The sequence below is a fragment of the Halalkalicoccus sp. CG83 genome, assembly GCF_037081715.1.
Taxonomy (GTDB): domain Archaea; phylum Halobacteriota; class Halobacteria; order Halobacteriales; family Halalkalicoccaceae; genus Halalkalicoccus; species Halalkalicoccus ordinarius.
Genome location: NZ_JAZDDH010000001.1, coordinates 1,465,811 through 1,491,449 on the forward strand (window position 1 = coordinate 1,465,811; position 25,639 = coordinate 1,491,449).

Annotated in this window: 34 protein-coding genes; 9 read left to right on the forward strand and 25 right to left on the reverse strand. The window is 65.8% G+C overall.

The genetic code is table 11. The features are described 5' to 3' along the window. Positions 1-42 precede the first annotated feature (42 nt). On the reverse strand, positions 43-1,452 hold the full coding sequence (locus tag V0Z78_RS07605; protein ID WP_336344033.1) for an FAD-dependent oxidoreductase: 1,410 nt from the start codon (positions 1,450-1,452) through the stop codon (positions 43-45). A 303-nt stretch (positions 1,453-1,755) separates the two neighbouring features. On the opposite strand from V0Z78_RS07605, the gene V0Z78_RS07610 reads away from it, so the two are divergent. The 5 genes from V0Z78_RS07610 (at position 1,756) to ndk (ending at position 3,931) form a co-directional block, all read left to right on the forward strand. Beyond that, positions 1,756-2,061: a putative quinol monooxygenase gene (locus tag V0Z78_RS07610; RefSeq protein ID WP_336344034.1), complete on the forward strand. Its 306-nt coding sequence runs from the start codon at positions 1,756-1,758 to the stop codon at positions 2,059-2,061. A 363-nt stretch (positions 2,062-2,424) separates the two neighbouring features. Continuing rightward, entirely contained in the window at positions 2,425-2,787 is a 363-nt protein-coding gene (rpl7ae, locus tag V0Z78_RS07615) for a 50S ribosomal protein L7Ae (protein ID WP_336344035.1), read from the forward strand. Positions 2,788-2,798: 11 nt separating this feature from the next. Beyond that, positions 2,799-3,023 carry a 30S ribosomal protein S28e gene (locus V0Z78_RS07620; RefSeq protein WP_332100643.1) on the forward strand — a complete coding sequence of 75 codons (225 nt, stop codon included), beginning with the start codon at positions 2,799-2,801 and terminating at the stop codon, positions 3,021-3,023. Continuing rightward, positions 3,024-3,473 carry a 50S ribosomal protein L24e gene (locus V0Z78_RS07625; RefSeq protein ID WP_336344036.1) on the forward strand — a complete coding sequence of 150 codons (450 nt, stop codon included), beginning with the start codon at positions 3,024-3,026 and terminating at the stop codon, positions 3,471-3,473. Next, the gene (gene ndk, locus V0Z78_RS07630) at positions 3,470-3,931 is read left to right on the forward strand and encodes a nucleoside-diphosphate kinase (protein ID WP_336344037.1); all 462 of its coding nucleotides are present in this window, start codon (positions 3,470-3,472) and stop codon (positions 3,929-3,931) included. Before V0Z78_RS07625 ends, ndk begins: the two co-directional genes overlap by 4 nt. Positions 3,932-4,088: 157 nt before the next feature. On the opposite strand, the gene msrA is transcribed toward ndk, so the two are convergent. The 9 genes from msrA to V0Z78_RS07675 form a co-directional block, all read right to left on the reverse strand. After that, entirely contained in the window at positions 4,089-4,718 is a 630-nt protein-coding gene (gene msrA / locus V0Z78_RS07635) for a peptide-methionine (S)-S-oxide reductase MsrA (RefSeq protein ID WP_336344038.1), read from the reverse strand. Positions 4,719-4,767: 49 nt separating this feature from the next. Beyond that, positions 4,768-5,181, reverse strand: coding sequence for a peptide-methionine (R)-S-oxide reductase MsrB (gene msrB, locus V0Z78_RS07640; protein WP_336344039.1), 414 nt, complete (start codon positions 5,179-5,181; stop codon positions 4,768-4,770). Positions 5,182-5,604: 423 nt separating this feature from the next. Next, the gene (locus V0Z78_RS07645) at positions 5,605-6,087 is read right to left on the reverse strand and encodes a hypothetical protein (RefSeq protein ID WP_336344040.1); all 483 of its coding nucleotides are present in this window, start codon (positions 6,085-6,087) and stop codon (positions 5,605-5,607) included. A 54-nt stretch (positions 6,088-6,141) separates the two neighbouring features. Next, on the reverse strand, positions 6,142-6,618 hold the full coding sequence (locus tag V0Z78_RS07650) for a hypothetical protein (RefSeq protein ID WP_336344041.1): 477 nt from the start codon (positions 6,616-6,618) through the stop codon (positions 6,142-6,144). A 58-nt stretch (positions 6,619-6,676) separates the two neighbouring features. Further along, complete coding sequence (locus tag V0Z78_RS07655; protein WP_336344042.1) at positions 6,677-7,681, reverse strand: PfkB family carbohydrate kinase; 1,005 nt, start codon at positions 7,679-7,681, stop codon at positions 6,677-6,679. Positions 7,682-8,139: 458 nt separating this feature from the next. Then, complete coding sequence (locus tag V0Z78_RS07660; protein WP_336344043.1) at positions 8,140-8,964, reverse strand: ABC transporter permease; 825 nt, start codon at positions 8,962-8,964, stop codon at positions 8,140-8,142. Next, the gene (locus V0Z78_RS07665; RefSeq protein ID WP_336344044.1) at positions 8,961-9,635 is read right to left on the reverse strand and encodes an ABC transporter ATP-binding protein; all 675 of its coding nucleotides are present in this window, start codon (positions 9,633-9,635) and stop codon (positions 8,961-8,963) included. The genes V0Z78_RS07660 and V0Z78_RS07665 overlap by 4 nt, the downstream gene beginning before the upstream one ends. A 180-nt stretch (positions 9,636-9,815) precedes the next feature. Further along, a complete protein-coding gene (locus V0Z78_RS07670) occupies positions 9,816-10,886 on the reverse strand; it encodes a methionine synthase (RefSeq protein WP_336344045.1) in 1,071 nt (356 codons plus the stop codon). Beyond that, positions 10,883-11,917, reverse strand: coding sequence for a 5-methyltetrahydropteroyltriglutamate--homocysteine methyltransferase (locus V0Z78_RS07675; RefSeq protein ID WP_336344046.1), 1,035 nt, complete (start codon positions 11,915-11,917; stop codon positions 10,883-10,885). Before V0Z78_RS07675 ends, V0Z78_RS07670 begins: the two co-directional genes overlap by 4 nt. Positions 11,918-12,118: 201 nt before the next feature. On the opposite strand from V0Z78_RS07675, the gene V0Z78_RS07680 reads away from it, so the two are divergent. Continuing rightward, positions 12,119-12,526, forward strand: coding sequence for a GntT/GntP/DsdX family permease (locus V0Z78_RS07680; protein WP_336344047.1), 408 nt, complete (start codon positions 12,119-12,121; stop codon positions 12,524-12,526). Positions 12,527-12,620: 94 nt separating this feature from the next. On the opposite strand, the gene V0Z78_RS07685 is transcribed toward V0Z78_RS07680, so the two are convergent. From V0Z78_RS07685 to V0Z78_RS07710, 6 genes are read right to left on the reverse strand one after another with little or no spacing between them, the layout of a single operon-like run. Then, a complete protein-coding gene (locus tag V0Z78_RS07685; protein ID WP_336344048.1) occupies positions 12,621-13,199 on the reverse strand; it encodes a HemK2/MTQ2 family protein methyltransferase in 579 nt (192 codons plus the stop codon). Continuing rightward, entirely contained in the window at positions 13,196-14,434 is a 1,239-nt protein-coding gene (locus V0Z78_RS07690; protein WP_336344049.1) for a mechanosensitive ion channel family protein, read from the reverse strand. Before V0Z78_RS07690 ends, V0Z78_RS07685 begins: the two co-directional genes overlap by 4 nt. Further along, a complete protein-coding gene (locus tag V0Z78_RS07695) occupies positions 14,427-15,263 on the reverse strand; it encodes a 16S ribosomal RNA methyltransferase A (RefSeq protein ID WP_336344050.1) in 837 nt (278 codons plus the stop codon). Before V0Z78_RS07695 ends, V0Z78_RS07690 begins: the two co-directional genes overlap by 8 nt. Before the next feature lie 57 nt (positions 15,264-15,320). Then, positions 15,321-15,884: a DUF655 domain-containing protein gene (locus tag V0Z78_RS07700; RefSeq protein ID WP_336344051.1), complete on the reverse strand. Its 564-nt coding sequence runs from the start codon at positions 15,882-15,884 to the stop codon at positions 15,321-15,323. Between the two features lie 41 nt (positions 15,885-15,925). Then, on the reverse strand, positions 15,926-16,282 hold the full coding sequence (locus V0Z78_RS07705; protein ID WP_336344052.1) for an RNA polymerase Rpb4 family protein: 357 nt from the start codon (positions 16,280-16,282) through the stop codon (positions 15,926-15,928). Further along, positions 16,279-16,569, reverse strand: a complete 291-nt coding sequence (locus V0Z78_RS07710) for a 50S ribosomal protein L21e (protein ID WP_336344053.1) — start codon at positions 16,567-16,569, stop codon at positions 16,279-16,281. The genes V0Z78_RS07705 and V0Z78_RS07710 overlap by 4 nt, the downstream gene beginning before the upstream one ends. Before the next feature lie 191 nt (positions 16,570-16,760). On the opposite strand from V0Z78_RS07710, the gene V0Z78_RS07715 reads away from it, so the two are divergent. Then, positions 16,761-17,924 carry a cystathionine gamma-synthase gene (locus V0Z78_RS07715; RefSeq protein ID WP_336344054.1) on the forward strand — a complete coding sequence of 388 codons (1,164 nt, stop codon included), beginning with the start codon at positions 16,761-16,763 and terminating at the stop codon, positions 17,922-17,924. Between the two features lie 247 nt (positions 17,925-18,171). Here the strand turns inward: V0Z78_RS07715 and V0Z78_RS07720 are convergent, their stop codons facing one another. The 4 genes from V0Z78_RS07720 to V0Z78_RS07735 form a co-directional block, all read right to left on the reverse strand. After that, positions 18,172-18,438: an elongation factor 1-beta gene (locus V0Z78_RS07720; protein ID WP_336344055.1), complete on the reverse strand. Its 267-nt coding sequence runs from the start codon at positions 18,436-18,438 to the stop codon at positions 18,172-18,174. Positions 18,439-18,440: 2 nt separating this feature from the next. Beyond that, a complete protein-coding gene (locus V0Z78_RS07725) occupies positions 18,441-18,626 on the reverse strand; it encodes an HVO_2753 family zinc finger protein (RefSeq protein WP_336344056.1) in 186 nt (61 codons plus the stop codon). Positions 18,627-18,760: 134 nt separating this feature from the next. Further along, positions 18,761-20,002: a tripartite tricarboxylate transporter permease gene (locus V0Z78_RS07730; protein ID WP_336344057.1), complete on the reverse strand. Its 1,242-nt coding sequence runs from the start codon at positions 20,000-20,002 to the stop codon at positions 18,761-18,763. 264 nt (positions 20,003-20,266) lie between these two features. Beyond that, positions 20,267-20,455: a hypothetical protein gene (locus V0Z78_RS07735; protein WP_336344058.1), complete on the reverse strand. Its 189-nt coding sequence runs from the start codon at positions 20,453-20,455 to the stop codon at positions 20,267-20,269. Positions 20,456-20,982: 527 nt separating this feature from the next. Between V0Z78_RS07735 and V0Z78_RS07740 the strand changes: the two genes are divergently transcribed. Further along, positions 20,983-21,564 carry a PPC domain-containing protein gene (locus tag V0Z78_RS07740; RefSeq protein ID WP_336344059.1) on the forward strand — a complete coding sequence of 194 codons (582 nt, stop codon included), beginning with the start codon at positions 20,983-20,985 and terminating at the stop codon, positions 21,562-21,564. A 133-nt stretch (positions 21,565-21,697) separates the two neighbouring features. On the opposite strand, the gene rpl12p is transcribed toward V0Z78_RS07740, so the two are convergent. Genes rpl12p through V0Z78_RS07755 form a run of 3 tightly spaced genes read right to left on the reverse strand, consistent with a single transcriptional unit; the run spans position 21,698 to position 23,750 of the window. Beyond that, on the reverse strand, positions 21,698-22,039 hold the full coding sequence (rpl12p, locus tag V0Z78_RS07745; protein WP_336344060.1) for a 50S ribosomal protein P1: 342 nt from the start codon (positions 22,037-22,039) through the stop codon (positions 21,698-21,700). 21 nt (positions 22,040-22,060) lie between these two features. Continuing rightward, positions 22,061-23,110 (reverse strand): 50S ribosomal protein L10, encoded by a 1,050-nt coding sequence (locus V0Z78_RS07750; RefSeq protein ID WP_336344061.1) that lies wholly within the window; start codon positions 23,108-23,110, stop codon positions 22,061-22,063. A 1-nt stretch (position 23,111) separates the two neighbouring features. Beyond that, positions 23,112-23,750, reverse strand: coding sequence for a 50S ribosomal protein L1 (locus V0Z78_RS07755; RefSeq protein WP_336344062.1), 639 nt, complete (start codon positions 23,748-23,750; stop codon positions 23,112-23,114). 153 nt (positions 23,751-23,903) lie between these two features. Here V0Z78_RS07755 and V0Z78_RS07760 point away from each other — a divergent pair, with 153 nt between their 5' ends. Then, positions 23,904-24,638 (forward strand): hypothetical protein, encoded by a 735-nt coding sequence (locus tag V0Z78_RS07760; RefSeq protein ID WP_336344063.1) that lies wholly within the window; start codon positions 23,904-23,906, stop codon positions 24,636-24,638. On the opposite strand, the gene V0Z78_RS07765 is transcribed toward V0Z78_RS07760, so the two are convergent. Together V0Z78_RS07765 and V0Z78_RS07770 are read right to left on the reverse strand one after the other, a co-directional pair. Further along, complete coding sequence (locus V0Z78_RS07765) at positions 24,639-24,869, reverse strand: amphi-Trp domain-containing protein (RefSeq protein WP_336344064.1); 231 nt, start codon at positions 24,867-24,869, stop codon at positions 24,639-24,641. Positions 24,870-24,989: 120 nt separating this feature from the next. Beyond that, positions 24,990-25,478: a 50S ribosomal protein L11 gene (locus V0Z78_RS07770; RefSeq protein ID WP_336344065.1), complete on the reverse strand. Its 489-nt coding sequence runs from the start codon at positions 25,476-25,478 to the stop codon at positions 24,990-24,992. Positions 25,479-25,639: the final 161 nt, after the last annotated feature.

Sequence of the window (25,639 nt, forward strand, 5' to 3'; positions counted from 1 at the left end):
GGAAAGCGGGGTGGGCGATCGATGGCATCGTCCAACGGGCCGCTACAGCGATCCGCCCATGACCTTCGCGGCGGTCAATACCGGGTCCCACGTCGTGTTGAACGGCGGGGCGTACGCTAGATCGTACCCCTCGAGGTCCGCGATCGTCGCGCCCTCGTACAGCGCCGCGACGACGGCGTGGCTTCGATGGACCGCGCCCTCGCCGTACTCGCTCGCGAGGCTCGCCCCCAGAAGGCGACCAGACGGCCGATCGGCGGTCAGCGTAACGATCACGGTACCGCCCTCCGGGTAGTAGCCCGCCCGCGAACGCGCCTCGATCGTCTCCGTGACCGGCTCGAAGCCGGCCTCGCTCGCCTCCTCGTCGCCGACCAGTCCGGTCCGGGCGGCCTCCATCTCGAACGCCTTGACCGCGGCGGTCCCCGCGATCGGACCGCCCTCGGTCGGCTCGCCCGCGACCGTCCGTCCGATCGCCCGACCGTGGCGGTTGGCCGTGAGCGCGAGGGGTACGTACGCCGGCTCGCCGGTGACGACGTGTTCGGCCTCGGCACAGTCGCCCGCTGCGTACACGTCGGGAACGCTCGTCTCGCGGTACTCGTCGGTCGCGATCGCGCCGGTCGGTCCGAGTTCGACCCCCGCCTCCTCCGCTAGAGCCGTCCGCGGCCGAACGCCGGTTCCGAGGAGCACCATCCCCACCGGCACCTCCTCGTCGGCCGTGACGACCGTTTCGACCCGGTCGTCGCCGGCGACCGTCTCCACCTCGCTTTCGAGGTAGAGGGCGACGTCTCGGTCGCGCAGGTGCCCGGCGATCGTCTCGCTCGTCGCCTCACCGAACGGCGCCAGCACGTGCTCCCCTCGCTGGAAGAGGTGGACCTCGAAGTCGTTCTCCGCGAGCGCCTCGGCCATCTCGATGCCGACGTAACCGCCGCCGACGATCCCCACCGGCGCGGTACAGTCCTCGAGGAATCGGCACGCCGGACCGCTGTCGGGCTGGGCGAACGTGCCCTCCGAGCGCGACCGGCCGACGAACTCCCGGAGATCGCGTCCGTCGGTCATCGATCCGAGCGTGTAGACGCCCTCGAGGTCGGTACCCTCGATCGGCGGGACGGTCGCCGCCGCACCGGTCGCGATGAGGAGGTGGTCGTAGGGCTGAACGATCTCTCCCCCCTCGTTCTCCGCGGTCACGGTTCGCTCGTCCGGGTCGATCGAGACGACCTCGTGGCCCGTCCGGAGGTCGATGTCGCGCTCCTCGCGGAACTCCTCGGGGGTCACGGAGACCAGTTCGTCGAGCGACTGGATCTCGCCCTTGACGTAGTACGGCAGCCCGCACGCGCCGTAGGAGACCCACTCGCCCTTCTCGAAGACGACGACCTCGAGCTCCGGGTCGTCCCGTTTGGCCTTGCTCGCGGCGGACATCCCGGCGGCGTCACCGCCCACGACGACGAAGGTTGTCATCCCATGGGCAGTTCTCGGGAACGGCAATAAGTCGTCCTCCGACGTGCGCTCCGGTCGTCCATCCGCACGGGCGGCCATGAGTCTCGCCGGGCTGTCGAGCGGCGTCGAGGACCCCGATAGCCACGCGGCCGGACCGTCTTCGTGGGAGGTTTCCGTAGCGTCGACACGGCTACAGCCGATCCCGTCGGAACGAGACCAGCAAACGGGACGGGACGGGAGCGCTCGGCGCCGGTCGCCGCGGTTGGAACCGAGAGCGCACAACGGCCGAGCGATTATATGTCCCCTCTTCGTGGACCGAGTGCAATGCTCGTAGTTCACGCGACGTTTCCGATCGATTCCGACAGCCGGGAGAGAGCGCTCGAACTGATCGAGACGCTGGCCGACCGATCCCGTCAGGAGGACGGCGTCATCGACTACCGGGTCGCGGCCGACATCGACGATCCGAACCTGTTCCGGTTCTTCGAGCAGTACGAGAACGAGGAGGCGTTCGGAGCGCACTCGGAGACGGACCACTTTCAGGAGTTCGAGAGCGAACTCCCGGAACTCCTCGCCGGCGAACCCGAGGTGACGCGGTTCGACGGTGCCGACGCCTCCACCGTGGAGCTCTGACCGACAGCCGTCGTTCCGTGGAGAGCCTTTTCGGGTGATCGACCCGTTCAGCAAGGGAGCGGATCCGTCACCGTCGCGGTGTCGGGGTCGGTGAGCGTCAGGACGGCTGAGCCGTCTCGGGTCGGAGTTCGTCGCACCGAAGAGCGGAACGCACGGGGACGACGCTTCCGATGGGTCGCCCGAGGACGAACGTACCTGATCGCTCCCGTGCGTTCGATTCACACGCCCTCAGGCGTTTGAACACGCTTTTATGGAGGGCTGCGCTATCCCGTTGTACAGCCTGCACGGGGTCATGAGGCTCCTAGCCGCTTAGGATCTACATCGGCAGGGGGGCGCGAGCCCGCGTGCAGGAGGAGAAACACCATGCCAGTATACGTCAACTTCGATGTACCGGCCGACCTCCAGGACGACGCCATCGAGGCGCTCGAGGTCGCCCGCGACACGGGTACCGTCAAGAAAGGAACCAACGAGACGACCAAGGCGATCGAGCGCGGCAACGCGAAGCTCGTCTACATCGCCGAGGACGTCCAGCCCGAGGAGATCGTCCTCCACCTGCCCGAACTCGCCGACGAGAAGGGGATCCCCTTCGTCTACGTCGACACGCAGGACGACGTCGGCCACGCCGCCGGCCTCGAGGTCGGTTCGGCCGCCGCGGCGATCGTCGACGCCGGCGACGCCGAGGACGACGTCGAGGACATCGGGGACAAGCTCGAGGAGCTTCGCTGAGGTGAGTTGAGATGAGCGCAGAGGACTCAAGCGGCGACTCGACGGCCGCGGAGGTCATCGAGATCGTCGGCAAGACCGGGATGCACGGCGAGGCCATGCAGGTCAAGTGCCGCATCCGAGAGGGCGAGAACCAGGGACGCATCATCACGCGAAACGTACTCGGCCCCGTCCGGGAGGGCGACGTGCTCCAGCTGCGCGAGACCGCCCGGGAGGCCGATTCGATCGGAGGCCAATAGATGGTCGAGACACGCACCTGTGACTACAGCGGCGAGGAGATCGAGCCCGGAACGGGCATCATGTACGTCCGCACCGACGGAACGGTGCTCCACTTCGTCGACTCGAAGGCGGAGAAGAACTACCGGCTCGGCCGAGAGGCCCGCGACCTCGAGTGGACCGCCGCCGGCCGCAACGAGAAGGCGGGACGCGCACGCACCCAGGAGAAGCGCGACGCCAAGGCGGAGTCCACCGCAGCGGACGCCGGCGAACCCGGTACCGAGGCCGCCGCCACCGTCGAGGAGGCGACCGTCGAGACCGACGAGGAGACGGCCGAGGAGGTCACCGCTGACGACGCCGACGTCGACAGCGACGCCGGCGCCGAGCAGGCGGAGTCCGTCGAGGAGGATGAGGACGAGCCCGAAACGATGACCGAGGCACCCGAGGACGTCGACGAGGACGACGAAGAATGAGCGAGACGGAGCGCACCTTCGTGATGGTCAAGCCCGACGGCGTCCAGCGCGGGTTGATCGGCGAGATCGTCTCGCGGTTCGAACAGCGCGGGCTGAAGCTCGTCGGCGGGAAGTTCATGCAGATCGACGAGGAGCTCGCCCAGGAACACTACGGCGAGCACGAGGACAAGCCGTTCTTCGAGGATCTCGTAGGGTTCATCACGTCGGGACCCGTGTTCGCGATGGTCTGGGAGGGCCAGGACGCGACCCGCCAAGTGAGGAGAATGATGGGCGAAACCGACCCCGCGGACTCCGCACCCGGCACGATCCGGGGAGACTTCGGACTCGACCTGGGTCGGAACGTCGTCCACGGCTCGGACACCGAGGAGGGTTCAGCCGAACGCGAGATCGAGCTGTTCTTCGACGACGACGAACTGCTCGAGTACGAACGCATCGACGAGACCTGGCTCTACGAGTAACCGACCGTTCTCTTCGTCTCTCCTTCGGTCGCTCACCGACGAGCGACGCGTCGAACCCCCCGGCGAATCGTGACGGGTAATCGTCTTCTGGGGAGGGGAAACCGACGCTTCGGCGATCACGATCGACGACGAGAGGCGTCTCCGCCCTCGGATCCCTCTATCGGCCGCCCGCGGTACGCCCGAGCGCCGTGGTCAGTCCGTCTTCCTCGGGGATCTCGTGTCCCGCCGCGTGCGCGTTCAGCTTCGCCGCCGTCGGCGACTCTCGGATCTCCTCGTCGTCGTAGCCCGCTTCCTCGAACGCCCCCAGTAGCGACGGCTTCGATCGGAGGCTGTACTTCTGGTGGTAGTCCTCGGCGGGATGGAACCGATCGAGGTGCTCGATCCTCGTTTCGATCGAGTCGGGGGAGCGGCCGTCGGCCTCGAGATACGTCTCGATCGCCTCGCGCTGTCCCTCCGTCTCCCGGAACACGGCGTTCTGGTACTGCTTCTTCCGTGTCTGGCGGTTCGGATCGTGGCGTTCGAAGACGACGTCGAGGAGATCCGCGTAGGAGAGCCTCCCGGGGTCGTAGTCGACCTGGAACGCCTCGGTGTGGTCGCCGAGGGCGTGGTACGTCGGATCGGGCTTCGTCCCGCCGGCGTAGCCGACTCGCGTTCGAACGACGCCCTCGATCGCGCCGAAGCGCGCGTCCGGCCCCCAGAAACAGCCGAGCGCGAACGTCGCGGTCTCAGTCTCCTCTCGATCCGGTGTCGCCCGATCGAACTCGCGTATCGTGGTCGGTGTCAACATGAGGCGTGTCCGTCGGAGAGGGTCGCCGCGTCGCGGTGCGGTTCGTTCCTCACTCCTCGTCCTCGAACTGCAGGGCGATGCCGTTGATACAGTAGCGTTTCCCGGTCGGCTCGGGCCCGTCGTCGAACACGTGGCCGAGGTGGCCGTCACAGTCGCTGCAGACGACCTCGGTCCGCGTCATGCCGTGGCTGTGGTCCGGTCGCGTCTCCACCGCGTCGTTGTCGGCCGGGTCCCAGAAGCTCGGCCACCCGGTTCCGGAGCCGAACTTCTCGTCGGTCGTGAACAGCACCTGGCCGCAGCCGGCACAACGGAAGACGCCGTCGCCCTCGATGTCGAGTAGCTCCGAGGAGTTCCGCGGCTCGGTCCCGCACTCGCGGAGGATGAGGTACTCGTCATTAGAGAGCATCTCCTGCCACTCCTCGTTCGTTCGTGGTCGTTCCGTGGTGGACTCGTGTTCGCTCATACCGACCATAACGGGACGAAGCTATTTCAACTCCCGCGTGGGTGGCGATCGGTGTGGCTCGTCGATCCGGAGGGAAATCCGGAGATCCTCCGACGCAACTGAGCCGCCTGAAACGGGCGTATCGGCGAGACTCGGGTCTATGAGCGATTCCGGCTACTGCTCGTTGCTGACCGCGAACGAGCGAAGCGAGGCAGGTTTTTTGTCGCCGGAAATCGAAGATTTCCGGCTGCTAACCAGAACGCTCCGCGTTCTGGTGATGCGGTCAGAGCCTTACTCTGACTGCCTGCCGGACGCAGTCCGGCAATGGAGGAGATTTTTGCGCCGAGGGGTTCGCGCGAAGCGCGAACCCGAGGTCGACGGAAATCCGAAGATTTCTGGGATGCGAAGACAGCAGAGCTGTCTTCTATCACGTAAAAAGGTCCGTTAGAAGTGTTCATGCCAGCGCTCGGTGCCCGCGAGGAGGTCCTTGATCGCCGTACACTGTGCCTCGGCGGTCCGCTCGCCGAGTTCGTTCTCCCGGTCGGCAACGCAGGCCTTCCAGGAGCCGACCGACGCCCAGTACTCGAGCGCCTCGCGACGACCCATCCCCTCGGGGAGGTCGCCCTCCGAACCGATCTCCTCGTCGACGACGTCCGTGAGACGTTCGTCCGGCACCTCCGGAAGCTGGGTCTCGCCGAACGTGGTGGTCTCGAGCGCCTTCTCGCGGTAGACCGCGGAGCCGCCCTCCTCGAGCGCGATCACGAAGGCAGGTAGCTCCGGGCTCGCCTCGACGTCCGCGTGCTGATCACCCCCCTCGGCCTCTTGGGGAAACGAGAACTCCTCGACCTTCGTTGCGAGCACGACGCCACGGCCGTCGGCCGTCGCGACGACGTCTCCCGTCTCGTACGGTGTCGCCGTCCGTGACATGGTCGGTGATACCGGTTTCTCCTCAGTAGTGGTTTCGCCTTCTTTTGCAACCGATCAGAATCGGTTTCGCCAGCGCTCGGTTCGCAGAACCTCGTCCTTCATCGCCGAGCAGTGTTGTTTCGCGCGCTCCTCGCCGAACTCGTCGGTCATGTCCTCGACACAGTCCTCCCAGGAGCCGCCGATCCCCTCCCAGTACTCGAGGACGCTCTCACGGTCCCAGCCCTCCGGCAGTGAGTCGAGGCCGTCCACCTCCTCGTTCACGACGCTCGCGAGACGCTTGCCCTCGACGTCGGCCGTGTCGTCCTCGTCCTCGAAGCTGGTAGTCTCGAGCGCCGAGGCGCGGTAGGGTGCCGAACCTACGCTCTCGAGGCCGACCACGTAGGCGGGCTGGTCGGAGGTGGCCGATACCTGTTCGTACTCGTCCTCACCGCCCTCCAGAGGGAAGTAGAACCCTTCGGTGAGGACGTCGGCGACGACGCCGCGACCGTCCGGAGTCGCTACCACGTCACCTTCCTCGTACCGGGTCGCCATGTTCGCGTTTCTGACCTCGCCGCCCGAATCGGTTTCGCCTGAAGCCGCAAGCGCGACCTCACTCCAGCCAGGATCGGAGCGCCTCTCGGTCGGCGGTTCCGGCGGTCTCGACGGCGTAGGACGCACAGGCGTTTCCGAGCGCGAGTGCGGTCTCCAAGCCCCAGTCACGGCCGAGTGCGTGTACGAGCCCGGCGTCGAATCGATCGCCCGCGCCGGTCTCCCGGACGGGCTCCTCGACGGTGAGGTTCTCAACGCTCACGTTCCGGCCACGGATCGCCGCGGTCGCTTCCGATTCGGCGTGGAGCACCAGGGCTGTGAGCCCGGCTTCGGCTCGCAGTTCGGCCAGCCGTTCACGGTCGTCCGCCTCGTCGACCCCAATCGCTCTCGTGATGGCCTCCAGCTCCGAGGGGTCGAGACTGAGGACGACGTTGTACGCCGATTCGAGCGCCGAGAGCGCTTCGAGGAGCTCCTGGATCGATCCGTCCGAGCGCGTCGTGATCGGGCCCGGGTCCAGCAGGAAGAGTCCGCCGTCGATCGACGCGTCGGCGAGTTCACGAAACGCCTCGGTCAGGCCGGGGGCCGACGCCCAGTTGCCCCAGCAGATCGCGGCGGCGGCGAGTCGCTCGGCGGGGTCGTCGGCGACAGCCTGGAACCGCTCGAGCGTCCAGTCGGCGATGTCGGGCGAGACCTCCGTGAACAGTACGTCCTCGTCGAGCGAATGGATCTCGATTCGAGAGGGAGCACCCATCGAAACGCGTTCGACGTCGAGTTCGTCGAAGACGGGATCGTCGAGGTGGCCGTACAGCCGGACTCGGTTTCCGAGCGCGTCGGCCTGCCGAGCCATGTTGACCGCTTGGCCGCCGGGCTCGGTCGACTCGCGTTCGACGGGGAACGAGGGCTTGCCCTCCGTGAGCCGTTCGGCGAACGTCTCGCGGTCCTCGATGCGTTCGCCGTTCGCATCGTAGAGCGCGTGGTAGACGTCGACGCTGCCGTCCGGGAGCGCGGTGACCGTTCGCTCCTCGGGCTCGTCGGCGAGGCGCTCGACCAAGTCCTCGTAGGCCATGCTCGTCACGACGGCGAACGGAGTCAAAAAAGCGGGCTTCGGGCTCGGAATCGGAGTCTCCGGACGAGGATCTCATCGGGTAGGTAACAGGAGCCGCCACGCCGGGCGATGGTAGGAAAGCCAGCAGTAGGGTGATCGGAGCTCTCGTCGAGTCGAAGCCCATCGCTTATCTCGACGTAGAGGGCGGGCAATGCCGGGAGAAACGAGCCAAGCGAAGGAACAGTCCCTCTTTTCCGGGGAGTCATCCGATGTAGATCAGACGTCAGACCATTGTGATGTGGATCGCAGAACCGAAATCGTCCGTGATGAGGACGAGTTCCGTCCGGTCAGCGAGCAGCTCTCGCCCGTAAACCAACACGTTCCCGATCACGCTATCGTGGTTCGCCGCCCTCCGTGCGTCTTCCAGTGGAGAGGCGAGGTATCTCTTCCGAGGATATGGAGACGTAGTGATGGCAGTCTCATGCCTCGATCGTGTCGATGATGGTGTCGTCCAACTGCTTCGCCTCGGTGAACACGCGGCGACTGATGAGCATCGTGTTCACCACGACCGTCAGCCCACCAGCCGCGAAGATCATCAGCATGATCACGAACTGGTATTGGGCAGCGTAGATCGGATTCGCGCCCGCGATGATCATCCCGGCCATCAGCCCCGGGATCTGGACGATACCCAGGCTCTTAATGCTGTCGAGGATCGGAATGATCGAAGCGTAGACGCTGGTCGAGACGTACTCACGGATCGCCTGTTCGGGTGTCCCGCCGACGCTCAACATTGCTTCGATCTCCGACCGATTCGCCGCCAGTTCGCCCGTGAACCGATCGAGTACCAGCGAGTTCGTTTTCATCGCATTCGCGATGATCATGCTCCCGATGACGATGAGATCGCGCATCGTCGTCTCGATAGCTCCCGCGACCGTCATCATCACGATCACGAGTCCCGCACCGAACCCGATCGATATCACGGACGCGCGGAATACCCCTGGAATTACGTCACCACGTTCGTGTGAGATCCAGCCTGCGACGACGATCATGGACGCGAGGACGACCGTTGCCCATGCGAGGTGCGCTGTCAGCAGAACTCCGATCACCGCCCCTGCCGCGACTACCTGAACCAACCCGCGCCCGGACGTCGTGAGGACTTCACGCTCGAAACCTAGATCGCGAACGTAGACGACACCCAACACGAGCGCTGCGAGCACGACCGCCGTGATGATCTGGATAAACCCGGTGAAGACGACGGGATCAGTCGCGTGATCGAGAAACGTCTCGAATGCGGTCTCGGTCATTTGACCACCTCCGGTGGCGTGCCCTCGGCGATGATACGTCCATCCTCGAACTCGACGATTCGGTCGCCGAGCCGTTTTGCCTGCGTGATGTCGTGTGTGACGAGCACACAGGTCAGATCATCGTCTCGGATCAGCTCGGTGAGCAGTTCCTCGATCTGCGCTTCGCTCGCCGTATCGAGGTGAGATGTGGGTTCATCGAGGAGCAGTATCTCAGGGTCGACGTACAGCGTGCGGGCGATGGAAACCCGTTGGCGTTCGCCGCCGGAGAGATCCTCGACGTTTCGTTCCCCGTATCCTGCGAGCCCCATTCGGTCGAGGAGCGCTCTAACTCTCCCATCATCGATCGGCTCGCCGCGCAGTCGGGCCGCGAGGGCGACGTTTTCGGCGACGAGACCTCGGCTGAGGGCCGGATCCTGTGGTATGAGACCGATGCGTCGACGCAACGTCTCCGGATCGAGCTCCCGGTAATCGGTTCCCTCGAGGTAGACCGTTCCCTCCGTGGGCTCATCCAACCGGTTGAGCAGCCGGAGGAACGAGGATTTTCCGGCGCCTGAGGAGCCGATGACGGCGACGACCTCGGACTGCTGAACGCGTAGAGATACCGAGTCGACGATCGCTTCACCGTCGATGATCCTGGTGAGGGACTCCGTTTCGAGTTTTGGCTCCATCATATCGAAACGATGCATTCAACCAAACAAAAGCCATGGCGTTCGTGACCTCGAGTCGGTCACATGGACGCTAAGCGAACCTTGCCAACGAGTGTATCCCGAGGCTCGACGTTCCGCGTGAACGCCTGAGGTACTTCCGTTCATCCCCCAGAACGGTCAAAAACCGCGAGGCCGCGTTCCGTCTCAGTCCGCGCTCGCGGGCGTACGCGCGATCTCGATCTCGCCGCGGTCGATCTCGGCTTCGACCTCGCGGGCGGCCTGTACCATGTTCTCCATCTTCCCGTAGGCGACGTCGCGGGGAAGCAGCTTCAGCCCGCAGTCCGGCGAGACCGTCAGTCGGTCGGCCGGGACGACCTCGAGGCCCTTCTTGATGTTCTCCTTGATCTCGGCGACGCTCTCGACCTCGGCGACGTGGACGTCGGTGACGCCGAGCGCGAGGTTGCCGGTGAACTCGTGTTCGGTGAACACGTCGAGCTGTTCGTAGTCGCCGTTCGCGAGCTCGAGGTCGTACTCGTCGACCGGATAATCGAGGATCTCGGGGTAAATTCTGGAATAGTCGCCGTAACAGACGTGCAGTCCCAGATAGACGTCCTCGTGGATCTCCTCGGCGATGCGTTCGAGCGCCTCGCCGACGATGGCGTGGTCGTCGGGCGTCGTCGCGAGCGCGGGCTCGTCGATCTGGATGTAGCGGGCGCCGGCGTCGACCAGCTTCTCGATCTCCTCGTTGACCAGATCCGCGAGGTCGTAGGTCAGCTCCTCCTCGGTGTCGTAGGCCTCGTTGAACGACCAGTTCGCGAGCGTATAGGGGCCCGTGATCGGCACCTTCACCGGTCGGTCGGTGAGGGCGGCGGCGAACTCGTACTCCTCGACCAGCCAGTTCTCGCCGTACTCGACCTGGCGGGTGACCGAGGGCTTGTCGAAGTAGTTGTGTCCCCAGACCTTCACGGGGCCGTTGAACTCGTAGCCGTCGATCCGGTGGGCGAAGAACTCGACCATCTCGTTCCGCCGGACCTCGCCGTCGACCAGCACGTCGAGTCCCGCGCGCTCGTGCTCCTCGGTGATGACGCGGGCGGCGTCGTCGGTCGCCTCCTTCCAGTCCTCGTCGTCGAAGCTGTTCTCCTCGTCCTCCCAGAGCTCCCGGACCCGGTGGAGCCACTTGGGCTTGGGGTAGCTCCCGACGACGGTGGTCATGATGAACGTCTCGTTCGCGTGGTCCGGGCGGCGGAACTGATCGCGGTTCGACTGCGGGCTCATGCCGTCACCTCCCGGGGCGCGACGACCGCACCGAGGGTCTCGAGCTTCTCCTTGTACTTGTTCTCGGGCAGGTAGAACAGCTCCGTGTTCGTCGTCAGGTAGGTGGTCTCGAACTCCTGGGAGGGGACGCGCTCGTCGATCCACTCGATCCGTTCGGCGACCGTCTCGGGCGACTCGACCAGCGTGTTCTGGCCGTCGAGCAGTCCCAGCGCGATCGAGTCCTTGGTGCCGTACTCGGTGATGTTGTAGAGGTTGTCGTCGACCTCGTTCACGAAGTCGTAGCCGATGGCGTCGACGTCGGCGTCGAGCAGGTGGGCGTGGACCTTCTCCTCGAGGGCGCCCCAGTAGGTGTGGACGACGACCTCGGCGTCGGTCGCGCTCGCGACACGGTCGATCGCCTCGCTCGCGTGCTCGTCGACGCCGTCGCCGGGCGGCTCCTCGACCAGCGAGGGCTCGAGCAGGAACAGCGTCTCGTGGTCGGGAAACAGCGCCACCTCGCCGGCGAGAAACTCGGTGATCGCGTCGAGGAACTCGCCCTCGTCGCCGTAGTGTTCGTCGCTCGCGAGGTCCGTAAGCGAGTACGGCCCCGGCAGCACCGCCTGTAGGGGAGCAGCGTCCTCGGACTCCTCGGCGTTCGGGTCGTCCGGCGAACGCAGGTCGGCGACGGCCTCGAGTTCGCGGGCGACGTCGCCGCTCTCGGTCAGATCGCCGGTGACGACGGGATCGCGGTAGAAGTTGTTGTTGTCGTAGTAGCGGACGATCCCGCGGGTCTCGACGTTCTCGTGGACCGCGAGCGGGTGGGCGAGCATGTCGTCCCAGCGGGCCTGTCCCTCGACGACCCGGTCGAGACCGGCGCCCGTCTGGTCCTCGACCAGTTCCTCGCGGACCTCGGTGTAGGCCGCGGTGGTCTCCTCGTCCTCGTCGCCGCCGATGAGGTCGTGTTTCTGATGCCCCTTGAGATCCGAGAGCGTATCCTTGGCCCAGTCGGGCAGCGGATACAGCCCCGGCGTGGTCGCGACTAGCTCCGTCATGCGTACGACACCGTATGAAATGCGGGGCTTTAATATTTCCTGTTGCGATCTATTCTTCATAGTAATACACGTGGGTGGTACGACTTCGAGTCACGGATCTCTCGTTAGAACTTACGGACGATGGTAGTCGTCCTGGTACTGGAGCATCCGCTGGCCGGCTTCGTGATCGGCCTGGTCGTCATCGTCGTGCCACTGGTTTGATTGCGGGTACCTGCGTTCATCGGGCTGGTCATCGCCGGGCTGACCGTCGGCGTCGCGACGGTCGAGGTCCCGTTCGGAGCGGTGCCCGAGGAGTTCACGGCCGCCCTCGGCGAGACGTTCATCGACATCGGCGACTACATCGCGCGAGCGTTCGCGGACGTCGACATCCCGTTGCTGGTGGCTGGATGGATCATCGCCGCGACCATCCGTATCGCGCAGGGCTCGGCGACGGTCGCGGTGCTCACCACCGCCGGGATCGTAGTGGCGCTGGTACCCGGGCTCACGGTCCACCCGGTCTACCTCGTGCTGATCAGCGGCGTCGGCGGGAACGTCCTCTCGTGGTCCACCGACAGCGGCTTCTGGATCGTCGAGGAGATCGGCGGCCTCACCCGGACCGAGACGCTCTAGATCCGGACCGCGTTGACGACGATCATCTCGGTGACGGACTTCCTCGTCCATGTCCTCTCGACCTCTCGACGATCCTCCCGATGGTCTGAGAGCCTCAACGGCACAGCTTCAGGACCGTCAGCGTCTCGAAGGGGAACGACTCCTCGGCGACGACCGCCGGGTCGAACCCCCGCTTCTCCGCCCGTTCGACCACGCTCTCGAACCCGGCGAGGCTGCTCACCAATAGAAGGACGACGCCGCCGGGCGCGAGCACCCGCTCGACGCCGTCGAGGAACGGATCGATCACCGCGCGTCCCGACTCGCCGCCCGAGAGCGCGACCTCCATCCAGTCGTCCCACTCGTTCTCGGGATCCGTCGGCAGGTACGGCGGATTGAAGCAGACGGCGTCGAAGACGTCGGATCGGAAGGGGGCGATCAGGTCCGCACGGGCGGTCTCGAGCCCGCGTTCACGGGCCCGCCGACAGGCGTGGGGGTTGAGGTCCGAGGCGACGACCCGCGCGCCCGTCTCGCTCGCGACGTGTTCGCCGACGTAGCCCGAGCCGGTGCCGCAGTCGAGTACGACCCACTCGGGTTCGATCGGCTCGATCGCCGCCTCGGCCAGTAACCGGGAGTCCTCGGCAGCCCCGTAAACGTCGGTCTCCAGCCCTCGGCGCTCCGCGAGGTCGCGGCTCACCGTTCCCCCCTCTCGGATCGGTCCGTGGACCGAGATCCGTCGGCTGCGTCGGAGCGGTCGTCCGTCGGATCTCGCTGAACGTCGGTCCGGCCGCTGCCGTTAGCCTGTGGGGCCGGCTCGGACGCCCGGTGCTCGTCCGCGATCCTGAACCCGCCGGTCTCGGTCCGGCCGGAGAGCTCGCGCTGAGGGAAGGGGATCTTGATTCCCTCGCGGTCGAAGGCGTCGTTGATCGCCTTGATCACGGCGTGTTTCGCGCGCCAGCGCCTCCGCGAACTCGGCTTGTTGATCCAGAAGCGGATCTCCAGGACGATCGCCGATTCGGCGAACTCGGTGACGACGACCTGGGGCGTGGGAACGCGCATGATCTCCTCGAGGCTGCGGATCGTCTCTCTGACCGTCGCCTGGGCGCGATCGAGGTCGGTGCCGTAGTCGACGCCGACCGACACCGACAGTCGGAGCCGCCCCTTCCGGGAGTAATTGATGAGCATCCGGCTGCTCACCTCGTCGTTCGGGAGGATCGCGTACTCGCCGTCGGCCGTCTGGATGCGGGTGCTGATGATCGTGATGTCGCTCACGATCCCCTCGATGCCGGTCGATTCGTCCTCGCCGATCCGCACCCAGTCGCCGATCTCGAACGGGCGCGAGAACATCAACACGAACCCCGCGAAGATCGACGCGAGCGTCTGCTGGGCGGCCATTCCGAGGACGATCCCTAGCACGCCGGCCCCGATGAGCAGCCCGCTCAGGTCGACCTGCCAGAACCCCAGCACGATCAGCCCCGCGAGCAGGTAGACCGCGACCTGCGTGATCCGGTAGGTGACCTCGAGCTGGTGTTCGCTCACGGCATCGTGGCCTGAGAGGAGGTCACGGATCAGGTGGCGAACGAACCGGACGAAGACGAAGGTACCCGCGATCAGTCCGACGGTGAGGAGGACCCGACCGAGCGTCCTGACGTCGACGTTCGCCTGTTCGAGCGCGACCGCGACCGTTCGTGTCTGTCCCCAGACGCCGATGAGGATCGCCGTGAGGACGAGCAGTCCGCCCGCCACGACGAGCGAGGCGACCAGATCCGTGATCGCCCCCCGGAGCTCGCCGTTCGAGCTCCTGCGGAACCGGTTGGCCACCCAGCTGAGCAGCGCGAACCCGGCGAACGCCACCAGACTGACCAGGAGTCGTGCGGGGACGGTCGGGTACTGCTCGGCGAGCGCTTCGAGCCCGGCGGTCAGCTCACTCATCGGGCTCGCCTCGCGCTCTGGCAAGCTCCGCGAGGGCGGCGAACTCCGCAGGGGCGAGCGTGCCCGCCCGCCGACTCATCAGCTTCTCGTCGGCTGCCTCGACGACGGACTCGGGGTCGTCGAGCCCGGAGATGTGGGCCGTGTTCCGTACCGCGTTGCGAAGCGTCTTTCGACGCTGGGTGAACAGCGCCTTCACGAACCGCAGGAAGAACGCCTCGTCGCCCACCTCGTATTCCGGGTCGCGCGGACGGGCCCGGACGACCGCGCTCTCGACGGCCGGCGGGGGCGAGAACGCCTCCCGGGGGACCTCCTCGACGATCTCGCAGTCGGCGTAGTGCTGTGCCGAGACGGAGAGTCGGCCGTACTCGGGAGTATCGGGGTCGGCGACCATCCGTTCGGCGAACTCGAGCTGGAACATTAGCACCAGCGGCCGCTTTCGGGGAAGGAGCTGGAAGGCGATCTCGCTGGAGACGCCGTAAGGGAGGTTCGAGACGCACGCGGAGAACTCGGGAAGCTCGACGTCGAGAGCGTCGCCCTCGATCACCGTCAGTCGATCGTCGCCGATCTCGTCGGCGAACTCCTCGCGGAGGAAGCGGACGAGCGCGGGATCGCGCTCGATCGCGGTGACCCGATCGGCGATCCCACAGAGCCGGTCAGTGAGGGCACCGGTGCCGGCGCCGACCTCGAGGACGTGGTCGAGGTTCGCGTCGATCCCGGTCGCGTAGCCCGGAAGCCGGTCGAGCACGCGGTCGTCGATCAGGAAGTGCTGATCGACGTCGGGATCGCCACGCACGCCCGCCCGCGCGAGCAGGCCGTCGGGATCTCTCATTTCACGGCCGTAGACCGCCGTCGGTCGTAAACCCCTCGTTCCCTGACCGATCCTCGCTCACTCCTCGCCGGTCGCGAACAGGCGGTACTTCAGTTCGTCCTCGCGGATCTCCTCGAGGATTCGATCGACCAGTACGCCCTTGGGGTCGTGCAGCCCGGAGACCCGCTCCTCGAGGTCCTCGAAGCCCTCGAACGGCCTTCGCTTTCGCTCGTCGAGAATGGTGTTTCGGAGTTTCTTGCCGATTCCCGGGAGCAGGTTCAGCTGGTGCAGTCGGAGCGTGATCGGCTGGGCGTCGTTGTAGAACGAGACGAACCGCTCCTCCTCCTCGTCGATGAGGTCCGCGACGACGTACTCGAGTTCCGAACGTGCCCCGCTCGAGAGGTCGTCGTGTTCGATACGTTCGATCCGGTCGACGCCCTCCGGCTCGTTCTCGGGATCGATCCGGTCGGCGATCCTGACGTCGGCGTCCTCCCCGAGCGTCAGTTCGTAGAGCCGAAAGTCCTCGGCGTCGACCGCGAAGGCGATCGGCGGCTTCTGGTAGCTCGGCCGATCGTCATCAGCGCGACCGTGAGGGAGATAATCGAGGACGATCGCGGATCCCTGTGGCTCGGCGTCGCTCATGGCGACAGTACGCGAAGGGTCCACTTAAAGAGTCGGCCGCCTCAGACGTACTGCGCGACGACGTTCAGGATGTCGTCGAGCTCGTCGCCCGAGAGCGAGTAGCGTTGCTGGGCGTACACCGCTCTGAGTTCGTCGCGGTCGCGCGGCAGGAGATCCGTGATCTTGTACGCGGTCTCCTCGTCGACCTTCTCGAGGTCACGAAGCTCCTCGGCGAGCGCGCGGGATTCCTCGGGAGCGAGAACCGCGAACCGATTCGCGTGTTCGATCGCCCGGGCGAGTTCGTAGCGCATCTCCCGGTCCGGGTCGGCGGCTCGTTCGGCCTCGACGTCGGCGAGCAGTTCCTTGGTCTCCGAGACGGTGAGGTGCTCCTCGCCCAAGACCTCCTTGAAGATCGTCATTCCTGGGCGCGCAGGTGTGCGGGCTTCGCGATGATCGTCTTTCGCTTGCCGCCGTCGGTGATCTCGATCTTGTAGGCGGCGCCCTGCTCGCCGACGACGGTGCCGGTGTGACCGTTGAAGCGGGGGTGGAACCGGCCCTTCGGGATGCTCGGGTCGATGGTGAGGTGGACGCGCTGGCCCTCCTCGAACTGCTCGACGGCGCGCTGTGGCGGGGAGGTACCCCGGTTGCGGGGGTCGTTCGACAGTTTCTTGCGGGTGCTGTTGAGGGGTCCGTTGGAGCTCGGCATAGTCGTACGGACCCCTTGCCCGGTGACGGTGATAAAAGGCACGTTTCGGCCCCATCGGTCCTCCTCCGGCCGTCGGCGGGGCGGCTCGATCGTCCGTCCTTCGAGACCATCGGCTCGACCCTCCCCGTCGTTCGAAGATGGCGGTCGCCGCCAACACAAGAGTAATCCGGCCGCGTCACGCGGAGTGACGCATGACCTCCGACGACCACCGAATCGAGACCCGTGCGATCCACGCGGGCCAGGAGCCCGACGAGGAGACCGGCGCGCTCATGACGCCGATCCACGCCAACTCGACGTACGTCCAGGACGGCCCCGGCGAGCACCGGGGCTACGAGTACTCCCGAACCGGCAATCCCACGCGGACGGATCTCGAGGAGAATCTCGCGAACCTCGAGGGCGGCGAACACGGCCGCGCGTTCTCCTCGGGCATGGGTGCGATCAACACCGTGCTGAACCTGCTCTCGGCCGGCGATCACGTCGTCACCGGCGAGGACGTTTACGGCGGCACCCACCGCATCTTCACGCAGGTCTACGAGGAGTACGATCTCGAGTTCTCGTTCGTCGACATGACCGATCTCGATGAGATCGAGGCCGCCATGCGCGAGGAGACCGAACTGCTGTGGCTCGAGACGCCCACCAACCCGCTGATGAGCATCGTCGACGTCGAGGGTGCGGCGGGAATCGCCCACGAACACGACGTGCTCTGTGCGATCGACAACACCTTCGCCTCTCCGTACCTCCAGCGTCCGCTCGAACTCGGCGCGGACGTGGTCTGTCACTCGCTGACGAAGTACATCGGCGGGCACTCCGACCTGGTCGCGGGCGCGTTGATCACCGATAGCGATGAACTCGACGAGCGCTTCGGCTTCTATCAGAACTCCGTCGGCGCGACGCCGGGCCCGTTCGACTGTTTCCTCGCGCTTCGGGGGACGAAGACCCTCCCCGTTCGGATGGACCGTCACTGCGAGAACGCCCGCCGGATCGCGACGTGGCTCGACGATCACGCCGGCGTGGATCGGGTGTTCTACCCGGGCCTGGAGGCGCATCCGGGTCACGAGATCGCGGCCGAACAGATGGACGACTTCGGCGGGATGCTCAGCTTCGAACTCGACGGCACTCTCGAGGAGGCGAGCACGCTCGTCTCCGAGACCGAGGTGTTCACGCTCGCGGAGAGCCTCGGCGGCGTCGAGAGCCTGATCGAACAGCCCGCGCCGATGACCCACGCGGCGATCCCCCGCGAGGAGCGGGTCGCTGCCGGTCTGACGGACAGCCTCATCCGGGTGAGCGTCGGCATCGAGCACGTCGACGATCAGATCGCCGACCTCGAACAGGCGATCGAGGCGGCGGTGGAGTGATCGCGACATACGTCCCTCACGACGGCGGCATCGAGATGTCGGCCGAACGATATACGAGCCGCTCGTCGAATGACGGAGTGGCGAGATGGAAGCGTAGGTGCAGCCACTGCGGGTGAGGGCTTCGTCCAAACGAGCGGGTTGACGAACGGACGGAGTCGCCGCTCGCGGCGACGAAGTAAACGAGGAGTGTTTTTGTCCAGCTTTTGCCAGCGAGGCGGCGAAGCCGCCGAGCGCAGTAAAAGGTGGGTTAGATGCGACCGACGTTCTCGACCTCGACGCTCTCGACGTCATCGACGCTCGAGAAGCTCTCCTCGACGGCCTCGGTGCCGCCGGCGTCGTCGGGGACGATCACGGTCGGCAGCAGCGCGACCAGCCCGAACGCGACGTCGTCACGTTCGAAGCCGTTGATCTTCGCGCCCTCCGGGAGCGACTGTTCGAGACGCTCCTGGAGGTCGTCGAGGTCGATCTCGGGGCTCTGCGGCATGACCTTGAGTTTCGCGGCGACCTTCCCCATCGTTACGGACCCGTGAAACCGCAGTCGGGACACTCGTAGAGGTTGCTCTGCTTGCGGCACTTCGCACAGCGGTAGATCTGCTCGCCGCACTCCGGGCACTTGAACTTCGCGGCGTTCGTGCCCGAGATGTTGATTCCACACGAGACACACCGTCGCGTCCCCTGTCGTTCCGATCGGGATTCGCTCATGTTCCGTCCTTGCTCCCGGTCGCCTTTAACCGTTGTCTTCCCGGTCGATGCCGAACCCGGACGTCGCCACACCGGGTGTCGCCCCGTCCACCGCTCGTCTCACCCTCGAACCCCAGCGGTTCTCCGTAGCCGGCTCAGTAGTACCAGAGCGCGATCGGCCCGATCAGCACGCCCATCAGATGGACACGCGCCGCACCCAGCCGAACCGGCACGAAACCGACTAGCGTACTGACCAGGAAGACCGCCACGCCCGTCGCTCCGGCGAAGACGTACGAGAGGACGACCAGCGCGCCGAGGATCACGAGACAGAGCCGGGCGTAGTCGACGCGGCCGATGGCCCGGAGGTACCGGTCGCCGACGACGAGCACGAGCACGAACCCGATCGCCGCCGCGACGGCGACGCTACAGAGGAGCACCGGGAGATGGAGTGGGATGCTCGCGCGTTCGAGCGCGACCAACACGCCCGTCCGCGGCGTCCCGAGCGCGATCAGCGCGAACAGCGCGAAGACGGTGTTCGCCGTGTTGACGCCGCTGGTCGCGATCACGAACCCTCGATCGCCGCTGCCGCCGGGGAGCACGAGCAGCGCGATCACTGCGGCGATCGCACTGGAGACCCCGGGAAGGTAGCCGACGACCGCGCCCGCGAGCGTGCCGGCCGCAGCGGGCAGCAGTACCAGCCGTCGGGGGATCAGGACCCGCGAGTCGTTCTGGCGGGGGACGCCCGCGCCGCCCATCGCGTCGATCAGAATCGGCGCGCCGAACAACCCCGCGAAGAGCGGCGCGAGCACGTCGCCCTGTAGCGGTGCCGTCGGCGAGAGATCCAGCGTCGCGAACCCGAGCAACGCGCTGATCGAGAAGGCGAGCAGACCGCCGACTCGCGCCCGCCAGGAGCGCTCGGTCAGCAGCATGATCGTCACCACACCGAGGAGAACCAGCGCCATGTTCGCCGCGAGCGTCGGCCAGAGCCACACCATCAGGTAGGTGATCGGAACCGCGAGCGGAACCGCGAACACGACCGCGAGCGCGCTTCCGAGCGCGGAGAGCCGAAGCGCCTCGTGACCCCGACCCTCGATCACGAGCCGGTGGCCGGGCAGCGCCATCATCGCCATATCCGCATCGGGAACCCCGAGCGCGAGCGCGGGCACCACGTCGAGAAAGGTGTGGACGACGCCCGCCGAGAGCATCGCGGCCCCCACCAGAAGCGGCGGTCCCGGTATGGTCGGCGCGGCCGCGGCGAGCAGCAGCGCGAAGTTGTTCGCGTGCAGTCCCGGCGTCAGCCCGCTGATCGTACCTAAGAGAGCGCCCCCGAGGACGAACGCGAGCGCGGTGAGCGCGAACGGTGGATCGAACGTGACGCTCACGGCGGCGGGGTCCATCGGCCTCTCTGGATCCCCGATCGTATATGAACCGTTACACCTGATGCGGCGTGTCTCGACGCTCGTTTCGTACCTGAGACCGTTCGTCCGGGACGTCCTCGCCTGGACGGTATTCGGTTCGTAGCTGACGGTAGTCACGAGCGCCGGGAGTACGGCACCGATGGGAGCGACCCACGTAGACTGCACCGTCAGAGTCCGGTCCGGACGCGAGAGCGGTTCGGAGACCGTTCTCGGCCGGGATCGACGAAACGATCGAGTGTGATCTCAGTAGCCGCCTTCGTCCTCTTCCTCCTCTTCCTCCTCTTCTTCGTCGCCGCCTTCTCCTCCTCCCCCTCCTTCGCCGTCTTCTTCTTCTCCTTCGCCTTCGCCCTGGTCGCCACATCCCGCGAGCCCAGTGATGGTCGCTGCGCCCGCCATCGCGACGAATCGTCGTCGATTGAATCTCCCTTGCATGGTAGTCGCCTCGATCGGTCCAACGGGTTCCCACGTGATTACTGTTGACGTCGAATCGACCGAAACCTAGCTTGCGCTACTGACGGGAGAATAAACGGGAAAACGCGTGTTGACATCGTTTAGCCGAACGGCTGGCTAGCAGTCAAGAGGTAGCGGCTTCGAGAGATCCACTCCGCTCATACGAACCGATCATCGAAACGAGTGCACTTATCGACAGAAAGCATCGCGGCCCCGCCAAAAGCGGCGGTCGCCAGCAGCAGCACGAAGTCGTTCGCGCAGTCCCGGCGTCAGCCCGCTGATCACATCTACGAGAGCGCCCCGGAAACCGACCGTAAACGTCAACGAGGGATCGAACGTGACGCTCACGGCAGCGGGATCCATCGCCCTCGCTGGGACCGCGATCGTCTGTGAGTCGTCGGCTGATCGAACAGTCAGCCCTTCTATTCGTATCCTACTCTGATCCAATAAGAGACAGCAACGTCTAATATCTGAGCGATCTATTATGTTAAATTGGGGACGTAGACGAGATGAAGATAGTAGTAGGAAAGGTAACGAGCTTCGCGATGATACTCTGTTTGGTTCTGACAGCGATGGTAGGACCAGGAAGCGCGACTGGCTGGGTAGAGGACGAATGGAACGTTCCGAACGACGGATTCGAATCCGCCGGTGTCATCTATTCGGGTGACACCGTAAGCGGACAGATGTCCGACTACGACCAGGACTTCTACGCGATTGAAGTCACCGATCAACAATCGCTGATCGTCGAAACGAGGGTCGGTACGGGAGCGGACGTTCAACTCGCAGTCTACGATCCCCACAGGAACCAGGTGAAACACTGGATTCAGGCACAGGGAACTGAGGGAACGGTGACCGTCCCCACGCCGGAGAACGGCACCTATTACATTCACGTCTATACGGGTCAGTACGCGAATCTGGTGACCAATTACTCGGTTGCCGTGTCCGTAACTCCATACGCTATCGATTGGGGTTTCGTTAGCGTTTTACTCACCGTTGGGGGGATCGCTTTCGCCGCGTTCGGCGGAGCGTACGGAGTCATCCGACGACGGAGGGGCAAACCGATCGTCGGGGCAGTCGCAGGCAACCCCTGAACCGTGAAGACGGCTCACGCCTGCTACTAGCTCTGAATCAGTAACGATCTCGCTACCCGATGGGATGCTCGCCTCGCTGCGGTTAGCTACTACGTTCCAGAAAATGAAGCGAAGAACCGCGTGTCGGGGGCGTCTAACCGAACAGCTGGCCGAGGCCCTCGCCGCCGTCGCCCTCGTCCTCGTCCTCGTCTTCCTCTTCTGCTTCGGCCTCTTCGGCCTCCTCCTCGCCGCCTTCGTCGGCCTCCTCGGCCTCGCCGCCCGCGGCGGCGCCGCCGGCCGAACCGCCCGCCGCGGGGACCGCGGCGGCCTGCTCGACGGCCTCGTTGATGTCGACGTCCTCGAGGGCGGCGACGAGCGCCTTCACTCGGGACTCCTCGACGTCGGCGCCGGCCGACTCGAGCACGTCCGTCAGGTTCTCTTCGTTGATCTCTGCGCCGGTCTCGTTCAGGATGAGTGCTGCGTAAACGTATTCCATTGTTGTTGTCTCGTTGTGTCGTTATCCGAACATCGCTCCGAGCCCTTCGCCGCCGTCGTCGCCGTCGTCATCGTCCTCGTCGTCTTCGGCGTCGGCCTCGGTCTCCTCTTCGTCAGGCTGTTCCTCCTCCGCGTCGGCCTCGGTCTCCTCTTCGTCGGGCTCGGGCGCTTCGACGCCGCGGAGCTCCTCGGGGAGCGCCTCCTCGTCGTCGATCTGGGCCGCGAGCGCGCGCATCTGTGCGTCGGCCTTGCTCACGAGGTCGGGCATGAGCGCCTCGTCCTCGATCGCGGCGAACAGGCCGAGGCTCTTGGCCTCGCCCGTGGCCTTCGAGAGCAGCGCGGGCGCGGTCTGGGCCGTCGGGTAGACGGCGTTGATCGAGAGGTTCCGCGCGCCGGCCGCCGCGGCCTCGAAGTCCGCGCGGTACTCGTCGACGTCGATCGCGAGGTCCTCGGGATCGAAGAGGATGCCCTCGCTGTAGACCGAGCGCAGATCGAGACCGACCTCCTTGGGCTCGATGCCCAGTTCCGAGAGGACGTTCGCGAGGTCCTGGGAGACCTCCTCGCCCGCCTCGAGGACCTTGCTGTCCTCGGTGACCTTGATCGAGCCGTCCTGGATCCGCGCCGCGGCGCCGACCGTCTGGAGCTCCCCGACGAACGGTCCCGGGTCGACGCCGGTGTCGCCCTCGGGGATCACGATGTCGTTGGGAGCGACCTCGCCGGCACCGATCGGTGCGGGCGTCTTCGACTCCTCGAGCTGCTTGTAGAGCCCGAACGGGTTGTCGTCGGTTCCGATGATCCCGACCTGTCCCGCGACGTGTTCGGTCAGCTGCTCGGCCCCGTCGTTGACGTCCTCGAGGGCACGAACGAGCAGCGTGTTGCGGCTGACGCGAAGCTCCGCGCTGCCGTGGAGATCACGGCGCATGTTCTGGAGCTGCCGGCTCGGAATGCCGGCGATGTTGACGATGCCGACGCTCGAGTACGACTCGAGCACGTCGACGAGCTCCGCGACCTCCTCGCGCTTCCATTCGGGCAGGTTCTCGGTCTTGCGTTCGCCTTCGGTCGTTGCGGACATCTCACGCCACCTCCACTGCGGGTCCCATCGTGGTCTTGACGTACACCGTGTCGATGTTGAGCGGCCCCTTCTCGAGGTCCGCGTGGAGCCGGCGGAGGATCACGTCGATGTTGTCCGCGATCTCCTCGGCGGACATCTCCTGGGTGCCGACGAGCGTGTGGAAGGTACGCCGATCACGGCTCCGGACCTGAACGGTGTTCTTCATGCGGTTGACGGTCTCGACGACGTCCTCGTCGGGCTGGAGCGGGGTCGGCATCTTCCCGCGGGGACCGAGTACGGTCCCCAGATACCGCCCGATGTCGGGCATCATCGAGGCCTCGGCGATGAAGAAGTCGGTCTCCCCGGCGAGGTCCTTCGCCTCGTCGTCGTCGTCGCCTAGCTCCTCGAGGTCGTCACCCGAGAGCACCTCGTCGGCGACCTCCTCGGCCCTGATCGCCGTCTCGCCTTCGGCGAAGACGACGATCTTGGTGTCCTGGCCCGTCCCGGACGGGAGGACCACGCTTTCGTCCACTCGGTTCGACGGATCGTTGAGATCGAGATCGCGCAGATTGATCGCGAGGTCGACCGTCTCGCGGAAGTTCCGCGGCGGTGCGTCCTCGAGTGCGCGAGAAACTGCTTGTTCTATGTCCTGATCTGCCATCGTTCACCTCCGTAGTACGACGAGCGTCTCCTACGGTGTGAAACAGGCGTTCGCCTGTCTCTACCGAGAAGAGTGGAATGGGCGACTTAAACCCGTCGAAGCGGCGATGATTCGGATGGGAACACCGATACGATCCCGGTTCCTACGCCCGGCGTGATCGCCCTCTCCGCGCTCTTCGCACTCGGACTGGCCGTCGTCCACCTGTTCGCCGGCCGCCTCGCGTTCCTCGGTCACGTTCCCCGCAGCCGATGGCTCTCGTTCGGCGGCGGCGTCTCCGTCGCGTACGTGTTCGTCCACCTGCTGCCCGAACTCGGCGAACACCAGGAGGCGTTCGAGGGCGTCGGTCCGGTCGCCGCCTTCGTCGATCGGCACGTCTACCTCATCGCGCTCGTCGGGTTCGGGACGTTCTACGGCCTCGAACGTCTCGCCCACCGATCGCGCGACAGCGAGCGGGGCGACGGGTCGATCCGGCCGTTGCCCGGGGTGGACAACCCGGTCTTCTGGGTGCACGTCGGCTCGTTCGCGCTTTACAACGCCGTCATCGGCTATCTTCTCGTCCGAGGCGAGAGCGGAGTCGAGAGCCTGCTGTTCTTCGCCGTCGCGATGGCGCTTCACTTCCTGGTGAACGACTTCGGACTCCGTGATCACCACGCCGAGGCCTACGACCACGCCGGCCGATGGGTGCTCAGCGTCTCGGTCGTGGTCGGCTGGCTGGTCGGGGCGGTCACGGCGATCCCGACGCTCACCGTCGGCGTGCTGCTCGCGTTCCTGGGCGGGGGGATCGTCCTCAACGTGATCAAGGAGGAGCTCCCCGCCGAGCGGGAGAGCCGGTTCTGGGCGTTCGCCGCCGGTGCCGCCGGCTACGCTGCGCTGTTGCTCGCGGTGTGATCAGTCCTCGCCGCGCTCCCACTCGAGTTCGAACTCGAGTTCGCGCTCCTCCTCGTCGTCCTCGAGTTCGACGCCGAACTCGACGGTCTCGGCCGGGTCGACGTCGACCGAGACGTCGCCGATGACGACGGTGAACTCCTCTCCCGATCGGAGCCCCTCGGCGACCTCCTCGAAGTAGGTCGCGGCGTCCTCACGGCTCAGTTCCTCCTCGTGTTCGATCTCTCCAGCCATGGCGAACGCTGCTTCGAGAGCCGGTCCGGTAAAAGTACCGCAATCGCGGGACTACGCCGCCGCTTCCTCGTCGAAGACACCGAGGCGCTCGCCGTGTTCACGGCCTCGAGCCGTCGCGAACTACGCTGCGGCTTCTTCGCCGAAGACGTCGTCGTACTCGCCAGCGTCGATCCGCTCCTTGAACTCGCGGGGGTTCTCGCCCTCGATGGTGACGCCCAGCGAGGTGCAGGTGCCGACGACCTCCTTCGCCGCGCCCTTCAGGTCGTAGGCGAGCAGGTCGGGCAGTTTCTGTTCGGCGATCTGTTTCACCTGGTCGACCGAGAGATCCGCGACGAAGTCCTTCTGGGGCTCGCCGCTGCCGGTGTCGAAGCCGGCCTCGTCCTTTACCAGCGCCGACGTCGGCGGGACGCCGACGTCGATCTCGAAGGAGCCGTCGTCCTCGTAGGTGACCGTCACCGGGACCTCGGTCCCGTCGAAGGCGGCCGTCTGGTCGTTGATCTCCTGGACGACCGCCTGTACGTCGACGGGCGTCGGTCCGAGCTCGGGACCGAGCGGCGGGCCGGGAGTGGCCTCGCCGCCCGGAACGAGCACCTCTATCGTTCCAGCCATACCCGAACGAACCGTCGCGGCAGGTTTAAGGGTTGCTAAGTCACCCAATCATCGTTCCGAGAACTGCAGGAACGACCGTACAAGGGGGACCGCGACGTGGACCCCTCACGCCGCCGATTCGAGCGACGGACCGCTCCTCTCTCGTCCATCGTCCGCCGCCG

Excerpts from the sequence above, each read along its gene's own strand:
- V0Z78_RS07705 (WP_336344052.1), bottom strand. The coding sequence starts at position 16,282 with ATGACGATCTTCAAGGAGGTCTTGGGCGAGGAGCACCTCACCGTCTCG.
- V0Z78_RS07670 (WP_336344045.1), bottom strand. The coding sequence starts at position 10,886 with ATGAGCCCGCAGTCGAACCGCGATCAGTTCCGCCGCCCGGACCACGCG.
- V0Z78_RS07690 (WP_336344049.1), bottom strand. The coding sequence starts at position 14,434 with ATGAGTGAGCTGACCGCCGGGCTCGAAGCGCTCGCCGAGCAGTACCCG.
- V0Z78_RS07720 (WP_336344055.1), bottom strand. The coding sequence starts at position 18,438 with ATGGGGAAGGTCGCCGCGAAACTCAAGGTCATGCCGCAGAGCCCCGAG.
- V0Z78_RS07695 (WP_336344050.1), bottom strand. The coding sequence starts at position 15,263 with ATGAGAGATCCCGACGGCCTGCTCGCGCGGGCGGGCGTGCGTGGCGAT.
- V0Z78_RS07740 (WP_336344059.1), top strand. The coding sequence starts at position 20,983 with ATGAAGATAGTAGTAGGAAAGGTAACGAGCTTCGCGATGATACTCTGT.
- msrA (WP_336344038.1), bottom strand. The coding sequence starts at position 4,718 with ATGTTGACACCGACCACGATACGCGAGTTCGATCGGGCGACACCGGAT.
- V0Z78_RS07655 (WP_336344042.1), bottom strand. The coding sequence starts at position 7,681 with ATGGCCTACGAGGACTTGGTCGAGCGCCTCGCCGACGAGCCCGAGGAG.
- msrB (WP_336344039.1), bottom strand. The coding sequence starts at position 5,181 with ATGAGCGAACACGAGTCCACCACGGAACGACCACGAACGAACGAGGAG.
- V0Z78_RS07675 (WP_336344046.1), bottom strand. The coding sequence starts at position 11,917 with ATGACGGAGCTAGTCGCGACCACGCCGGGGCTGTATCCGCTGCCCGAC.
- V0Z78_RS07700 (WP_336344051.1), bottom strand. The coding sequence starts at position 15,884 with ATGAGCGACGCCGAGCCACAGGGATCCGCGATCGTCCTCGATTATCTC.
- V0Z78_RS07730 (WP_336344057.1), bottom strand. The coding sequence starts at position 20,002 with ATGGACCCCGCCGCCGTGAGCGTCACGTTCGATCCACCGTTCGCGCTC.
- ndk (WP_336344037.1), top strand. The coding sequence starts at position 3,470 with ATGAGCGAGACGGAGCGCACCTTCGTGATGGTCAAGCCCGACGGCGTC.
- V0Z78_RS07715 (WP_336344054.1), top strand. The coding sequence starts at position 16,761 with ATGACCTCCGACGACCACCGAATCGAGACCCGTGCGATCCACGCGGGC.
- V0Z78_RS07770 (WP_336344065.1), bottom strand. The coding sequence starts at position 25,478 with ATGGCTGGAACGATAGAGGTGCTCGTTCCGGGCGGCGAGGCCACTCCC.
- rpl12p (WP_336344060.1), bottom strand. The coding sequence starts at position 22,039 with ATGGAATACGTTTACGCAGCACTCATCCTGAACGAGACCGGCGCAGAG.
- V0Z78_RS07660 (WP_336344043.1), bottom strand. The coding sequence starts at position 8,964 with ATGACCGAGACCGCATTCGAGACGTTTCTCGATCACGCGACTGATCCC.
- V0Z78_RS07645 (WP_336344040.1), bottom strand. The coding sequence starts at position 6,087 with ATGTCACGGACGGCGACACCGTACGAGACGGGAGACGTCGTCGCGACG.
- V0Z78_RS07735 (WP_336344058.1), bottom strand. The coding sequence starts at position 20,455 with ATGCAAGGGAGATTCAATCGACGACGATTCGTCGCGATGGCGGGCGCA.
- V0Z78_RS07725 (WP_336344056.1), bottom strand. The coding sequence starts at position 18,626 with ATGAGCGAATCCCGATCGGAACGACAGGGGACGCGACGGTGTGTCTCG.
- V0Z78_RS07625 (WP_336344036.1), top strand. The coding sequence starts at position 3,024 with ATGGTCGAGACACGCACCTGTGACTACAGCGGCGAGGAGATCGAGCCC.
- V0Z78_RS07610 (WP_336344034.1), top strand. The coding sequence starts at position 1,756 with ATGCTCGTAGTTCACGCGACGTTTCCGATCGATTCCGACAGCCGGGAG.
- V0Z78_RS07665 (WP_336344044.1), bottom strand. The coding sequence starts at position 9,635 with ATGATGGAGCCAAAACTCGAAACGGAGTCCCTCACCAGGATCATCGAC.
- V0Z78_RS07750 (WP_336344061.1), bottom strand. The coding sequence starts at position 23,110 with ATGTCCGCAACGACCGAAGGCGAACGCAAGACCGAGAACCTGCCCGAA.
- V0Z78_RS07605 (WP_336344033.1), bottom strand. The coding sequence starts at position 1,452 with ATGACAACCTTCGTCGTCGTGGGCGGTGACGCCGCCGGGATGTCCGCC.
- V0Z78_RS07650 (WP_336344041.1), bottom strand. The coding sequence starts at position 6,618 with ATGGCGACCCGGTACGAGGAAGGTGACGTGGTAGCGACTCCGGACGGT.
- V0Z78_RS07710 (WP_336344053.1), bottom strand. The coding sequence starts at position 16,569 with ATGCCGAGCTCCAACGGACCCCTCAACAGCACCCGCAAGAAACTGTCG.
- rpl7ae (WP_336344035.1), top strand. The coding sequence starts at position 2,425 with ATGCCAGTATACGTCAACTTCGATGTACCGGCCGACCTCCAGGACGAC.
- V0Z78_RS07755 (WP_336344062.1), bottom strand. The coding sequence starts at position 23,750 with ATGGCAGATCAGGACATAGAACAAGCAGTTTCTCGCGCACTCGAGGAC.
- V0Z78_RS07765 (WP_336344064.1), bottom strand. The coding sequence starts at position 24,869 with ATGGCTGGAGAGATCGAACACGAGGAGGAACTGAGCCGTGAGGACGCC.
- V0Z78_RS07620 (WP_332100643.1), top strand. The coding sequence starts at position 2,799 with ATGAGCGCAGAGGACTCAAGCGGCGACTCGACGGCCGCGGAGGTCATC.